14 protein-coding genes are annotated in these 13,729 nt (G+C 73.5%); 8 read left to right on the plus strand and 6 right to left on the minus strand.

All coding sequences use genetic code 11. The annotated features are described in order from the left end of the window. Positions 1 to 18: 18 nt before the first annotated feature. Both ACIG36_RS09955 and ACIG36_RS09960 read right to left on the minus strand, forming a co-directional pair. Positions 19 to 420: an SAV_915 family protein gene (locus tag ACIG36_RS09955; RefSeq protein WP_399924914.1), complete on the minus strand. Its 402-nt coding sequence runs from the start codon at positions 418 to 420 to the stop codon at positions 19 to 21. 241 nt (positions 421 to 661) lie between these two features. Then, the gene (locus tag ACIG36_RS09960; RefSeq protein ID WP_399925395.1) at positions 662 to 1,453 is read right to left on the minus strand and encodes a response regulator transcription factor; all 792 of its coding nucleotides are present in this window, start codon (positions 1,451 to 1,453) and stop codon (positions 662 to 664) included. Positions 1,454 to 1,668: 215 nt separating this feature from the next. Here ACIG36_RS09960 and ACIG36_RS09965 point away from each other — a divergent pair, with 215 nt between their 5' ends. Then, positions 1,669 to 3,360: an AMP-binding protein gene (locus ACIG36_RS09965; RefSeq protein ID WP_399924916.1), complete on the plus strand. Its 1,692-nt coding sequence runs from the start codon at positions 1,669 to 1,671 to the stop codon at positions 3,358 to 3,360. Beyond that, the gene (locus tag ACIG36_RS09970) at positions 3,357 to 5,003 is read left to right on the plus strand and encodes an AMP-binding protein (RefSeq protein ID WP_399924919.1); all 1,647 of its coding nucleotides are present in this window, start codon (positions 3,357 to 3,359) and stop codon (positions 5,001 to 5,003) included. The genes ACIG36_RS09965 and ACIG36_RS09970 overlap by 4 nt, the downstream gene beginning before the upstream one ends. 261 nt (positions 5,004 to 5,264) lie before the next feature. Here the strand turns inward: ACIG36_RS09970 and ACIG36_RS09975 are convergent, their stop codons facing one another. The 4 genes from ACIG36_RS09975 to ACIG36_RS09990 all read right to left on the minus strand — a co-directional run bounded on the left by ACIG36_RS09975 (position 5,265) and on the right by ACIG36_RS09990 (position 9,616). Continuing rightward, positions 5,265 to 5,975, minus strand: coding sequence for a hypothetical protein (locus ACIG36_RS09975; protein WP_399925396.1), 711 nt, complete (start codon positions 5,973 to 5,975; stop codon positions 5,265 to 5,267). Positions 5,976 to 6,151: 176 nt separating this feature from the next. Beyond that, positions 6,152 to 7,876, minus strand: a complete 1,725-nt coding sequence (gene gcl, locus ACIG36_RS09980; protein WP_399924922.1) for a glyoxylate carboligase — start codon at positions 7,874 to 7,876, stop codon at positions 6,152 to 6,154. Beyond that, on the minus strand, positions 7,873 to 8,769 hold the full coding sequence (locus tag ACIG36_RS09985) for a 2-hydroxy-3-oxopropionate reductase (RefSeq protein WP_399924924.1): 897 nt from the start codon (positions 8,767 to 8,769) through the stop codon (positions 7,873 to 7,875). The genes gcl and ACIG36_RS09985 overlap by 4 nt, the downstream gene beginning before the upstream one ends. Positions 8,770 to 8,803: 34 nt before the next feature. Next, positions 8,804 to 9,616 (minus strand): TIM barrel protein, encoded by an 813-nt coding sequence (locus ACIG36_RS09990; protein ID WP_399924927.1) that lies wholly within the window; start codon positions 9,614 to 9,616, stop codon positions 8,804 to 8,806. Positions 9,617 to 9,727: 111 nt separating this feature from the next. Between ACIG36_RS09990 and ACIG36_RS09995 the strand changes: the two genes are divergently transcribed. From ACIG36_RS09995 to ACIG36_RS10020, 6 genes are all read left to right on the plus strand, one after another. Beyond that, positions 9,728 to 9,991: a thiamine-binding protein gene (locus ACIG36_RS09995; RefSeq protein WP_399924930.1), complete on the plus strand. Its 264-nt coding sequence runs from the start codon at positions 9,728 to 9,730 to the stop codon at positions 9,989 to 9,991. Between the two features lie 44 nt (positions 9,992 to 10,035). Then, positions 10,036 to 10,338, plus strand: a complete 303-nt coding sequence (locus ACIG36_RS10000) for a helix-turn-helix domain-containing protein (RefSeq protein WP_399925398.1) — start codon at positions 10,036 to 10,038, stop codon at positions 10,336 to 10,338. Positions 10,339 to 10,429: 91 nt separating this feature from the next. Continuing rightward, complete coding sequence (gene uraD, locus ACIG36_RS10005; protein WP_399924933.1) at positions 10,430 to 10,960, plus strand: 2-oxo-4-hydroxy-4-carboxy-5-ureidoimidazoline decarboxylase; 531 nt, start codon at positions 10,430 to 10,432, stop codon at positions 10,958 to 10,960. Continuing rightward, complete coding sequence (gene uraH, locus ACIG36_RS10010; RefSeq protein WP_399924936.1) at positions 10,957 to 11,316, plus strand: hydroxyisourate hydrolase; 360 nt, start codon at positions 10,957 to 10,959, stop codon at positions 11,314 to 11,316. Before uraD ends, uraH begins: the two co-directional genes overlap by 4 nt. Before the next feature lie 5 nt (positions 11,317 to 11,321). Continuing rightward, on the plus strand, positions 11,322 to 12,218 hold the full coding sequence (pucL, locus tag ACIG36_RS10015; protein ID WP_399924939.1) for a factor-independent urate hydroxylase: 897 nt from the start codon (positions 11,322 to 11,324) through the stop codon (positions 12,216 to 12,218). A 22-nt stretch (positions 12,219 to 12,240) separates the two neighbouring features. Continuing rightward, the gene (locus tag ACIG36_RS10020) at positions 12,241 to 13,662 is read left to right on the plus strand and encodes an 8-oxoguanine deaminase (protein ID WP_399924942.1); all 1,422 of its coding nucleotides are present in this window, start codon (positions 12,241 to 12,243) and stop codon (positions 13,660 to 13,662) included. The last annotated feature ends 67 nt before the right edge of the window (positions 13,663 to 13,729 follow it).

Raw genomic sequence — 13,729 nt, forward strand, 5'->3', positions numbered from 1 at the left:
TCGGCGGAACGCGAGGAGTCAGCCGGGGAACGTCGGCAGCAGGGTCTGGGCGCTGTCGGGGGAGGGCCGCACGGCGGGGGCGGTCAGCTGCGGGTCGACGCGGACCAGCCGGACGCCGAGCGGCCCGGCCAGGGCCCGCACGGCGGGCAGGGCGAGACGGACGTGGGGTACGCCGCGGCCCAGGCAGTCCTCGAGGCGGCGCGGGGAGGTGAAGGCGACGGCGGTGCGGCCGCCCAGCGGGGTGCGGAAGACGCGCAGGGCGAAGCCGACGGGGCAGGGCCTGACGGGTACGTACAGCAGGCCCGCCCGGACGGGATGGGAAGGCTCTCCGTCGTCGGCCGGAAGCGCCTCACGGCCGGTACCGCCGTTCACGGCGGTGACGGCGGCGACAGCGGCGGCTTCCGCGGGAGTACGGCTCACATGCATGACGGTCCTCGGGAGGTGTCGGGAGATGCGTCGGTCACGCTATGCCCGGCCCGCGTCCCCCCGACCGTCTCCTTGACAGCTCGTTGACCCCGCCCGGCGGACCCTTGACGGCCCGTTGACGGCGTCCGGCAACAGCGTCCAGCAACGGCCCGTCAACCGGAACGCGCTCACCGCCATCACCCGGAAGGGAGAACCCGGCCGGAGAACCCGGCCGGAGAACCCCGGCCATGGACGGTCACGGCAGCAGCCCCGCCCGGCGGGCGGCCACCACCGCCTCGAGCCGGGTGTGCGCGCCCAGCTTCCGCATGCCGGAGCGCAGATAGCTCTTGACCGTCTCGGGCCGCAGGCCCAGCCGCTCCGCGACCTTCGCGTTCGTGGCGCCCGAGGCGACGCCCACCAGGACGTCCAGTTCGCGGGGCGAGAGCGTCACCCGCGGGCCCCCGGGCGACGGCGGGGCCGACGCCCGTGCCAGCCGGGTGCACGCCGCCAGCAGGTCGCGCCGCAGCTCGGGGTCCTCGATGCGCTGGGCCAGGGCATGCAGTTCGCCGTGGGCCTCGCGCACCTCCTCCCACAGCGCGGCGTCCGCGACGGCCGGCTGCCCGGCCGCCGCCAGCAGGCGCCGCGCCTCCTCTCGCACCGCCAGCGACTGCTCCAGTTCCCGCACCGCCCCCACCGCGGCCGTCAGCGGCCGCTCGCCCAGCGCCAGGGGCCGCCGCAGGGCGCCGTAGAGCACGCCGCGCACCCGGCCGCGTACCACCACGGGCACCGCCAGCACCGAGCGCAGCCCCTCCGCCGCGACCGCCGCGTCGTACTCGTGGGTGATGGCGGGGGAGGAGCTGTAGTCGGTCACCGACAGCGGCCGGGTCAGCACCGCGGCCTTGCCGCCCAGCCCGCTGCCGGCCTTCACGGCCAGCCCCTGCAGGGAGCCCGTCGTCGTACCGGTCAGGTCCGAGATGCGGAACTGCCGGGCGTCCGAGAGCAGTCCGCCGAAGGCCACCGGCAACCCCGCGCTCGTCCGCAGCCTCATCAGGGCCGCCCGCACCTCCGTCGTCCCGTCAGGTTCGTTCACCGCTGCCCCCGCCCTGGACACTCGACATATTTGAAAGGCCCCGGGCCGGGGCAAGGTCCCCGTGTCCCGTCGAACGCGGGCCACCCCCGTCCGGGGGTGGCCGGAGCCGGATCACCGTCGCACGATGCTAACCAGCGCTTCGGCGACGCGTCCGGCGATCTGGAGGACCTGTGATGGCAACGAACCCGACCGGCCCGGCCGGTCCGGCCGCCGGATTCCGGGCGGCGCGCGACTTCCTGCTCGCGCACCGCGAGGACTGGGCGGCCGCCCGCCGGGGCTTCGCCTGGCCCCGGCCCGCCGAGTTCAACTGGGCCCTCGACTGGTTCGACGCGATCGCGCGGGACAACGAGCGCACCGCCCTGTGGATCGTGGAGGAGGACGGCCGCGAGGCCCGGCTGACCTTCGACGCCCTGCGCCGCCGCTCCGGCCGCCTCGCCAACTGGCTGCGCGCCCGGGGCGTACGTGCCGGGGACCGCGTCCTCGTCATGCTCGGCAACCAGACCGAGCTGTGGGAGACCGCGCTCGCGGCGATGAAGCTGCGGGCCGTCGTCATCCCTGCCACCCCGCTGCTGGGCCCCGCCGACCTCGCGGACCGCATCGAACGCGGCCGGGCCCGCCATGTGCTGGTACGGGCCGAGGACACCGGCAAGTTCGCGGACGTCCCCGGCGACTACACCCGCATCGCGGTGGGTGGCACCGCCGAGCGGGGCTGGCTCGCCTACGAGGAGGCGGAGGCGGCCGAGGAGGACTTCACCCCCGACGGCCCGACCCGCGCCGACGACCCCCTGCTCCTCTACTTCACCTCCGGCACCACCGCCCGCCCCAAGCTCGTCGAGCACACCCACGTCTCGTACCCCATCGGTCACTTGACGACCATGTACTGGATCGGGTTGCGGCCGGGCGACATCCACCTGAACATCTCCTCGCCCGGCTGGGCCAAGCACGCCTGGTCCAACCTCTTCGCCCCCTGGAACGCCGAGGCCACCGTCTTCGTCCACAACTACAGCCGCTTCGACGCGGCCCGGCTCATGGCCGAGATGGACCGCTGCGGTGTCACCAGCTTCTGCGCCCCGCCCACGGTCTGGCGGATGCTCATCCAGGCCGACCTGGGCGCGCTGCGCACCCCGCCGCGCGAGGTGGTGGCCGCGGGTGAGCCCCTCAACCCCGAGGTCATCGAGGCGGTCCGGCGCTCCTGGGGCCGTACCATCCGCGACGGCTTCGGGCAGACCGAGACCTCCGTGCAGGTCGCCAACCCGCCCGGCCAGCCGCTGCGCACCGGCTCCATGGGACGCCCCAGCCCCGGCTTCGACATCGTCCTCCTCGACCCGCACACCGGCGAGCCGGCCGACGAGGGCGAGATCGCCGTCGACCTGTCCGGGCGGCCCGTCGGGGTGATGACCGGCTACGCGGGCGACCCCGAACGCACCGCCGAGGCGATGGCGGACGGCTACTACCGGACGGGTGACATCGGCCGACGGGACGAGGACGGATACATCACCTATATCGGGCGCTCCGACGACGTCTTCAAATCCAGCGACTACAAGATCTCCCCCTTCGAGCTGGAGAGCGCCCTCCTCGAGCACGAGGCCGTCGCCGAGGCGGCCGTCGTCCCCGCCCCCGACCCGCTGCGGCTGTCCGTGCCCAAGGCGTACGTCCTCCTCGCCGAGGGCTGGGAGCCCGGCCCGGTGACCGCGAAGGCCCTCTTCGCCCACTCGCGCGCCGTGCTCGCCCCCTACAAGCGCGTCCGCCGGCTGGAGTTCGCCGAACTGCCCAAGACCGTGTCCGGCAAGATCCGCCGCATCGAGCTGCGCGAGCGCACCGCTCGGGGCGACGGAACCGAGTACCGAGAGGAAGACCACCGGTGAGCCCACTCCCCCCTTCCTACGCGGCAGGCCCCACCGACACCCCGCTGCTCGAGGACACCATCGGCGCCGATCTGGCCCGCACCGTCGAACGCTTCGGCGACCGCGAGGCGCTCGTCGACGTCCAGGGCGGCCGCCGCTGGACCTACGCCGAGTTCGGCGGGGCGGTGGAGGAGGTCGCCCTCGGGCTGCTCGCCAAGGGCGTGGGCCGGGGCGACCGGGTGGGCATCTGGGCCGTCAACTGCCCCGAGTGGGTGATGATCCAGTACGCCACCGCCCGCATCGGCGCCGTCATGGTGAACGTCAACCCCGCCTACCGCGTGCACGAACTGGAATACGTCCTGCGCCAGGCCGGCATCAGCCTGCTCGTCGCCTCCACCGAGTACCGCACCAGCGACTACCGGCGCATGGTCGAGCAGGTGCGCTCCGCCTGCCCCGCCCTGCGCGACGTCGTCTACATCGGCGACCCCACCTGGGACGGCCTCCTCCGCCTGGGCACCGCCGTCACCCCCGAGCTGCTCGCCGCGCGCGAGGCCCTGCTGAGCTGCGACGACCCCGTCAACATCCAGTACACCTCGGGCACCACCGGCTTCGCCAAGGGCGCCACCCTCTCCCACCGCAACATCCTCAACAACGGCTACTTCGTGGCGCAGACCCTCGGCTACACCGAGGAGGACCGCATCGCCCTGCCCGTGCCCTTCTACCACTGCTTCGGCATGGTGATGGGCAACCTCGCGGCCACCTCCCACGGCGCCTGCGTGGTCATCCCGGCCCCCGTCTTCGACGCCACCGCCACCCTGCACGCCGTCGAACGCGAGCGCTGCACCTCGCTCTACGGCGTCCCCACCATGTTCATCGCCGAGCTCGCCCTGCCCGACTTCGCCACCTACGACCTCTCCTCGCTGCGCACCGGCATCATGGCCGGCTCACCGTGCCCCTCGGAGGTGATGAAACGGGTGATCTCCGAGATGCACATGGGGGAGGTCGCCATCTGTTACGGGATGACCGAGACCTCCCCGGTCTCCACCCAGACCCGCCGCGACGACGACCTCGACCGCCGCACCGGCACCGTCGGGCGGGTGCTGCCGCACGTCGAGGTCAAGGTCGTCGACGCCGCCACGGGCGAGCCGGCGGCGCGCGGCGAGCCGGGGGAGCTGTGCACCCGCGGCTACTCGGTGATGCTCGGCTACTGGGACGACCCCGAGCGCACCGCCGAGGCCGTGGACGGCGACGGCTGGATGCACACCGGCGACCTGGCGGTGATGGGCGAGGACGACTATGTGCGGATCGTCGGCCGTATCAAGGACATGATCATCAGGGGCGGGGAGAACGTCTACCCGCGCGAGATCGAGGAGTTCCTGCACTCCCACCCCAAGATCTCCGACGTGCAGGTCATCGGGGTTCCCGACGAGAAGTACGGCGAGGAGATCATGGCCTGCGTCATCCTCCGTGACCCCACCGACACCCTCACCCGCGACGAACTCGCCCGCTACTGCCGGGGCCGGCTCGCGCACTACAAGGTGCCGCGCCACCTGCGGCTCATGGAGTCCTTCCCCATGACCGTCAGCGGCAAGGTGCGCAAGGTGGAGCTGCGGCAGGAGGCGGCAGCGCTGCTGGGCCCGGCGTCGGCGGTGCCGCGGCCGTAGCGCCTGGGCCCGGCGGGGCGGCGGGCGTGTGCGGGGTGGGCCGTCGCGGCCCGCCCCGCCACCCCCCCCGTGCGTGCCCCCCGTTTCCCCCGCTGATTCCCCCGTCGTCCCCCGCTGTTCCCCCGTTGGCGGGCCCGCGTTCCCCCGTGCGGCGCGGGCCCTGTACACGAGTCTCGGCCCGTAGGCCCCAACTGGCCATGGCGCACGCCGAGTTCAGAGCAAGAATTGAGCTTGGCGGTGCGGGCGGGCCCGTCGCGGCGGTCAGCCGCGGCCGCGCCGGACCAGCTCGTCGGCCCACTCGTTCAGGGCCCGCGGGGTGCCCGTCAGATCCATCACGAACAGCGGGAGCCGCAGGTCGTCCGCCCGGCAGCGGGCGTCGGGGGCGTAGCCGGCCAGGGAGAAGCAGGCCGGGTCGGCGGCGTCCAGCAGGCCGTGCAACCACAGGCATTCGATGTCGCGCAGCGTGGTGGGCAGGGTGGTCGGGTCGACCCGGGCCACCAGCCCGGTGGCCCGCAGGTCCACGCCCGTGGCGGCGGGGGCCGGGCAGGTGCCGGGACGCCGCACGTCGGTGAAGCCGAGCCAGCGCAGATAGCGTTCGGCGGCCATCACCGCGTCGCGCTCGGTGCGGATGGCGACCGGGCGGAAGACGGCGCGGGAGACCGGACGCCGGCGCGCGGCGGGCTCGGCGGGCGGCTCCTGCTCCGGCTCGCGCACCGGCTCGACGGGCAGCCGCACCACCGTCCCGCACGAGCAGCCGAACTCGGGCCTGGGCCACTGGCCCTCGCGGTCGCAGGACGGGCAGCGCACGGAGACCCAGGAGTCGCGCCAGGTGCGGTGCGCCACTAACTCGGCCTCGGCGTCCGGCAGTACGGGCACGGTGAGGGGGGCGCCACAGGCGCAGGGGAACGTAGGAGGGGTGAAGGAGTGCTCCCGGTGACACGTGGGGCAGTGCACCGGCACGCTCTTGGCCATGGTCGGCTCCAGCGAGTGGTCCGTAGGGGTTGTGGGGTACCCCATCGTCCACGATGCGGGCCCGGCCCGGGAGCGAATCGCCAAGGCCGCGAAGGGAGAGGTTCCGGGCGGCGGCGCCGGGGCGCGACGACAACGATGCCGGCGCCGGCGCCCGGAGGCTCCGGGGCGGCCACGGCTCACGGCGGCGGCTCGAACTCCCGTACGGAGTCGATGTCCGGGCCGTGCGGGGTGTTCGCCTCCCGCTCGATCATGATCTCGACCAGCACGGGACGCGACGTCGCGACGGCCTCCTTGCGCGCCCACTCGATCGCCGGACGGATGGCGGCGGGTTCGGTGACGCGACGGGCGGAACAGCCGTAGGCCCGCGCGACGGCGACGTTGTCGGTGCCCGTCTCGTCGTAGTGGATGTCGACCTGGTAGTTCATGCCGTAGCCGGCCGAGGCCTGCCGGATCAGGCCCAGGTACTCGTTGTTGAGCATGATCAGGACGTAGGGGATGTCGTACTGCGCCGCCACGGCCAGCTCCTCGACCAGGTACTGGAAGCCGTAGTCGCCGACGACGCCGACCACCTCCGACTCGCCCCGGCCCATGCCCTGGAGGGCCTTCTTCACCCCGATCGCCGCCGGTATCTCCCAGCCGAGCGGCCCCGCCTGGCCGCACACCTGGTAGTGGCGGGGCCGGTGGGCCTTCTGATGCTGACCGCCCCAGATCTGGTACAGGCCGATGGCGGTGACGAAGTGGGTGTCCTCGCCGAACGCCTCGTTGATCTCCTTGTAGACGCGGGGCGCCTTGATGGGGACGGTGTCGAAGTCCTCGCGGCGGGTGAGGGTCCGCTTCAGCTGCCGGCAGCGCTCGAGCCAGGCCCGCGTGCGGGGCCGGGCCGCGCGCGTACGGGCCTCGGCGAGCAGGGCGGCGAGGAAGAGCCGCGCGTCCGAGACGACGCCGAGGTCCGGCTCGATGACCCGGCCCAGCTGGGTGGGCTCGATGTCGACGTGGACGAACGTCCGCGCCCCCTTGTAGACGGCGGTGTCCGCACCGGTGTGCCGGTCGCCGAACCGGGCGCCCACGGCCAGCACGAAGTCCGCCTCCAGGAACGAGGCGTTGGCGTACCGCTGGGAGGTCTGGATGCCGGTGGTGCCCATGTGCAGCTCGTGGTCGTCCTCGATGACGCCCTTGCCCATGAGGGTGACCTGGAACGGCACCCGCAGGTACTCCACCAGCGCGCGCAGTTCGGCCGCCGCCTCGGCGAGGATCACCCCGCCCCCGGCGAGCACCAGCGGCCGCTCGGCGGCCAGCAGCAGGTCCAGGGCGGCGGCCACGCGCGGCGGGTGCGGCGCGACGGTCCGCACGGGCAGCCGGGTGTCGGTCGCCGGGTCGTAGCGGATCTCGCGCCGGGCGACGTCCAGCGGAAGGTCGATCAGTACGGGCCCGGGGCGCCCCTCCCGCGCGGTGCGGAACGCCTCCCGGAAGACCCACGGGATCTGCGCCGCCTCCTTGACCTGCACCGCCCACTTGGTGACCGGCCGGGCGACGGCCGCGATGTCGACGGCCTGGAACGCCTCCTGGTGCAGCTTTGCCGAGACGGCCTGCCCGGTGACGCACACCATCGGCACGGAGTCCGCGAACGCGGTGTACAGCCCGGTGACGAGGTTGGTGGCGCCCGGCCCCGAGGTGGCGATGGCGACGCCCACGCGGCCGTTGGTGCGGGCCCAGGCGTCGGCCATGTGGGCGGCGCCCTCCTCGTGACGGACGATCAGGTGCTCGATGCCGCCGACGGCCTCCATCGCCTGGTACAGCGGGAGGATCGCGGCACCGGGGCAGCCGAAGGCCACGTCGACGCCCTCGTCCCGCATGATGTGCACGGCCGCCCGCATGGCGGGCATGGTGGCGATGCCCGTCATGACGCCGCCCCCGGTGTGCCCGAGAGGCGTTCGACGCCGCGCAGCAGGGCGGAGTGGTCGAGGCCGCCGTCGCCCTGGGCGCGGGCGGCGGCCACCAGCGTCGCCACGAGCGCCCCCAGCGGGAGCACGGCGCCGGCCCGGCGGGCGGCGTCGGTGACGATGCCCATGTCCTTGTGGTGCAGGTCGATGCGGAAGCCGGGGGTGAACTCGCGGGCGAGGAAGTTGTGCCGCTTGCGGGTGAGGACGGCCGAGGCGGCGAGGCCGCCGGAGAGGACGTCGAGCGCGGCGGTGAGGTCCACGCCGGACTTCTCGAGGAAGACCACGGCCTCCGCGCACGCCTGCAGATTGGCCGCGACGATCAGCTGGTTGGCGGCCTTGACGGTCTGCCCGGCGCCGTGCGGGCCGCAGTGGACCACCGTCGTGCCCAGTGCGCCGAGCAGGGGCCTGGCCTCGTCGAAGTCGGCCCGCCCGCCGCCCACCATGACCGACAGGGTGCCCTCCACGGCCCCGGCCTCGCCGCCGGATACGGGCGCGTCGAGGACGCGCACGCCCCGGGGTCGCGCCGCCTCGGCGAGGGCGACGGCGGTCCGCGGGGTGACCGAGGACATGTCGATCAGCAGGGTGCCGGGTGCGGCATGCGCCAGGACGCCGTCGTCGCCGTGGGCGACGGCGGCCACCTCGGCGTCCGCGGGAAGCATGGTGACGACCACGCCGGCGTGCGCGACGGCCTCGCGCACCGAACGGGCGGGGGTGCCGCCGGCCGCGGCGAGCCGGTCGAGTCCGTGCGCCTCGAGGGTGTACCCGGTGACGGCGTACCCGGCTTTGAGCAGGTTCTCGGCCATGGGCGCCCCCATGATGCCGAGCCCGATCCAGGCGACGCGGGGCAGTGGCATGGGTCTTCCTTCCGGTAGGGCCAGGTACGGGTGTTCAGTACTCCGCGAGCCACCCGAAGGCGTCCGCGCTCGTGCCGCCGGCGGCCCGGTACTCGAGGCCGACGGGGCCCGCGTACCCGGCGCGGCGCAGCCGGCCGAGCAGGCCGGGCAGGTCCAGGCCGCCGGTGCCCGGCGCCCCGCGTCCCGGAACGTCGGCGATCTGGACGTGCCCGGTGACGGCCGCGTACCGGTCGACGACCGCCGGCAGGTCCTCCCCGGCCATGGCCAGGTGGTACAGGTCCATCAGCAGCCGGGCGTTGCCCAGCCCCGTCGCCGCGTCGACCTTCTCGACGACCGCCACGGCGGACGCCGCGTCGCCGAGCGGGTACCGCGGGGACTCCACGGCGTTCAGCGCCTCGATCAGCAGCACGGCCCCCACCCGGTCGGCGGCCCGTGCCGCGTGGGCGAGGTTGGCGAGCGCGAGCGCGTCCTGCTCCTCGGCGGGCACGCCGTCCACCCGGTTGCCGTACAGGGCGTTGAGCGCCCGGCAGCCCAGTGACCGCGCGAAATCGGCCGCGACGGCGACGTTGGCGCGGAAGCGCTCGGACTCCTCGCCGGGAACGGACAGCGCGCCCCGGTCCGGGCCCGGCAGGCGGCCCGCGTAGAGGTTGAGGGCGACCAGCCGCGTCCCGGCCCGTTCCAAGGCGCCGCGCAGCGCGGCGAGTTCGTCCTCGGGCGGCGTCGGGGTGTGCGGCCAGGGCCACCACAGCTCCACCTCGGTGAAGCCGGCCGCCGCGGCGGCGGCCGGGCGCTCGAGCAGCGGCAGTTCCGTGAAGAGGATCGAGAGGTTCACATCGAAGCGGTGCAACCGGGCCTCCTCCTTCGCAGTGTCGATTCCGTAGTTCGGAAATTGAATTCCATCAAGAGGAAGGCTGCTCCCGTGCGGACAGTCCTGTCAAGGGCCCGGTACGTTGACCGCGTGCGATTGAGAGTGGAGTTCACGACAGAGCCGTTCGACCTCGATGAGGCCCCGACCCACGCCGTGACGGCGCGTGAGGTGATGCGGCGGGCCGAGCTGGACGCCGTCGATGTCGGGCCGTTCGGCAACACCGTCGAGGGCCGGGCCGACGCCGTGCTCGCCGCCCTCGACGAGATGCTGCGCGCGTCCCTGGGGGCCGGTGCCACCCGGGTGTCGCTGCAGGTCAACGTGGTGCCCGCGGTCACGGAAGGCAACGGCGGGTGAGCGAGCACCCGTTCCGCGCCGCCGTCCGGCCGCTCGTCGACGCCATGGGCGGGCAGCTGCTGGAGCCGGACCAGGCCGGGGCCGACGACGTCGTGCTGTCCTGGGAGGGCCGCGAGGTCGTGGCCGTACGGCTTCCGCACCTGGCCGAATCGCTGGAGCGCATACTGGCCGACCTGGAGCGCCGCCACGGCGTCCCGCTCGCCGAACTCGACCGCAGGGTCAAGCAGTCGGTCGTGCGGAACCTGGAGGCACGCGGCGCCTTCTCGCTGCGCCACGGCGTGGAGACCGTCGCCGCCGCGCTCGGCGTCAGTCGGTTCACGATCTACAACTATCTGAATCGCGACTAGCTTTTTCAACAAACTGTTGACGCGGTGTTCCTCAGGGCGTTAGCTATGCGCAGCTCATCCGAGCGCAGCGAGAAGCGCCACGGAGGTTCCCGTGACTTCGAGTTCGACGCCGGGGCTCACCCGGTTCAACGCGGCCGACGACCGCTCGGCGCGGGCCGCACTGCGCGAGATCTGCGCCAGCGCCGCGTGGGGCGAGCAGGTCCTCGCGCGGCGCCCCTACCGCGACGCCGAGGAACTGCTGACCGCCAGCGACACCGCCGTCGCGGGCCTGGGCCCGGCCGATCTGGCCGAGGCCATGGCCGCCCACCCGCCCATCGGCCGGCCCGCCCCCGGCGACGCGGTCTCCGCGCGCGAACAGCGCGGCATGGCGGACGCCTCCGCCGCCCTGCGCACCGAGATGCTCGAGCTCAACCTGGCCTACCAGGAACGGTTCGGGCACGTCTTCCTGATCTGTGCCACCGGCCTCACCGCCGAACAGATGCGTGACGCCCTCCGCCGCCGGATCGGCAACCCCCCGGAACGCGAGCGCGAGATCGTTCGCGGGGAGCTCGGCAGGATCAACCGCATCCGGCTGGCCCGGCTCGCCGTGCACCCCGCCACCGAAGGAGCCACCCGCCCATGACCGGCAGCACCACCACGGTCTCCACGCACGTCCTCGACACCGGCGCCGGACGCCCCGCCGACGGCGTCGGCGTGGAACTGGCCGTACGCCAGGGCGCGGACGGCGACTGGTCGCTGCTCGCCGCCCGGTGGACCGACGCCGAGGGGCGCTGCGCCGGCTTCCCCGCGCTGCCGCCGCACACCGCCCAGGCCCGCCTGCGCTTCGTCGTCGGACCCTACCTGCGCCCCGATCCCGCCGAGGGCGGCGCGGCCTTCTTCCCCGAGGCGGCGGTCACCTTCGCCGTCGAGCCCGGCGAGCACTACCACGTGCCCCTGCTGCTCAGCCCGTTCGGCTACTCCGTATACCGAGGGAGTTAGGCACCGTGATCCTGGGTCAGAACCAGTACGGCAAGGCCGAGAACCGCGTCGTGAGGATCACCCGCGACGGTTCCACCCACCACATCAAGGACCTCAACGTCTCGGTCTCCCTCTCCGGCGACATGACGGACGTCCACCTCTCCGGCTCCAACGCCAACATCCTGACCACCGACACCACCAAGAACACCGTCTTCGCCTTCGCCAAGGAACACGGCATCGCCTCCGCCGAGGAGTTCGGCATCCGGCTCGCCCGCCACTTCGTCACCGGCCAGCCCGCGATCACCACGGCCCGCATCCGCGTCGAGGAGTACGCCTGGGGGCGCATCGAGACCCCGGGCTCCAAGCGGCACTCCTTCGTCAGGGAGAACCAGGAGGTCCGCACCGCGCAGATCACCTTCGACGGCACCGCCTGGGAGGTCGTCTCCGGACTGAAGGACCTCGTCGTACTGAACTCCACCGACTCGGAGTTCACCGGCTACGTCAAGGACCGGTACACCACCCTCCCCGAGACCCGCGACCGCATCCTCGCCACCCAGGTCCAGGCGTGCTGGCGGCACGCGGGCCACGACGCGGACCGGACCGGCCCCCACGCGGACTGGGAGGACTCCTACCGCCAGGCCCGCGAGCACCTGCTGCAGGCCTTCGCCGGCACCTACTCCCTCTCCCTCCAGCAGACGCTCTACCGGATGGGCACACGCGTCCTCGAGAATTGCCCCGGCATCGAGGAGATCCGTCTCTCCCTCCCCAACAAGCACCACTTCCTGGCCGACCTCGAGCCCTTCGGCCTCGAGAACGACAACGAGGTCTACTTCGCGGCCGACCGCCCCTACGGCCTCATCGAGGCGACCGTCCTGCGCGACGGCGCCGAACCCCGCATCCCGGTGGACCTGACGAACCTCTGACGACCCCGAAGGACACGCGACCATGGCGGAACCCCCACCCCCACCCCCACCCTCAGCCCCCCGACCGGCGCCGCGCATCATCATCGAGAACTGCGCGATCGCCACCGTCGACGCCGGCGACACCGAGTACGACAGCGGCCACATCGTCATCAGCGGCAACCTCATCGAGGCCGTCGGCCCCGGCCCCGCGCCCGCGCCGCCGGAGGGCGACGCAGGGCCGGTCCGCCGCGTCGACGGCACCGGCCACCTCGCGACCCCCGGCCTGGTCAACACCCACCACCACTTCTACCAGTGGCTCACCCGCGGCCTCGCCCAGAACTCCGGCCTCTTCGACTGGCTCGTCGCCCTCTACCCCATCTGGTCGCGCATCGACGAGCGGATGGTCCACGCCGCCGCCCGCGGTTCCCTCGCCATGATGATGCGCGGGGGCGTCACCACCGCCATGGACCACCACTACGTCTTCCCGCGCGGCTCCGGCGACCTGCTCGGCGCGGAGATCCGCGCCGCCCGCGAGCTGGGCGTACGGTTCAGCCCGACGCGCGGCTCCATGGACCGCGGCGAGTCCGCGGGCGGGCTGCCCCCCGACTTCGCCGTCGAGACCACCGAGGCCGCCCTCATCGCCACCGAGGAGGCCATCGACACCCACCACGACCCGTCCTTCGGCTCGATGCTGCGCATCGGCGTGGCGCCCTGCTCGCCGTTCTCCGTCTCCACCGAACTCCTGCGCGAGGCCGCGGCCCTCGCCCGCCGCAAGGGCGTGCGCCTGCACACCCACGGCTCGGAGACCGTGGAGGAGGAGCGGTTCTGCAAGGAACTGTTCGGCATGGGCCCCACCGACTACTTCGAGTCCACCGGCTGGCTCGGCGAGGACGTGTGGATGGCCCACTGCATCCACATGAGCGACGCCGACATCGAGGCGTTCGCCCGCACCGGCACGGGCGTCGGCCACTGCCCCTCCTCCAACGCCCGCATCGCCGCCGGCACCGCCCGCGTCCCCGACATGCTCGCCGCCGGGATCCCCGTGGGCCTGGGCGTCGACGGCACCGCCTCCAACGAGTCCGGCGAACTCCACACCGAGCTGCGCAACGCCCTCCTCATCCACCGGCTCGCGGGTGGCGAGGGCGCCCTGACCGTCCGTCAGTCCCTGCGGCTGGGCACCTACGGTGGCGCACAGGTCCTGGGCCGGGCCGCCGAGACCGGCTCGCTCGAGCCCGGCAAGCTCGCCGACGTCGTGCTGTGGAAGCTCGACGGGCTGGGCCACTCCACCATCGCCGACCCCGTCGCCGCCCTCGTCCTCGGCCCGCCCGCGCCCGTCACCCTCTCCCTGGTCGACGGCCGGCCCGTCGTCGAGGACGGCCGCCTGGTCACCGCCGACGAGGACACCATCGCCCGCGAGGCCCGCGACGAGGCCCGCCGCCTCGCCCGCGTCGCCGCGGCGGGTTGACGCGTGTCCTGACGGACCCGCCGAGGGGGACGGCCCTCGGCCGGGCCGGACCGGGGCGCGGCACAGC

Source organism: Streptomyces sp. NPDC053048 (assembly GCF_044547045.1).
GTDB lineage: Bacteria > Actinomycetota > Actinomycetes > Streptomycetales > Streptomycetaceae > Streptomyces.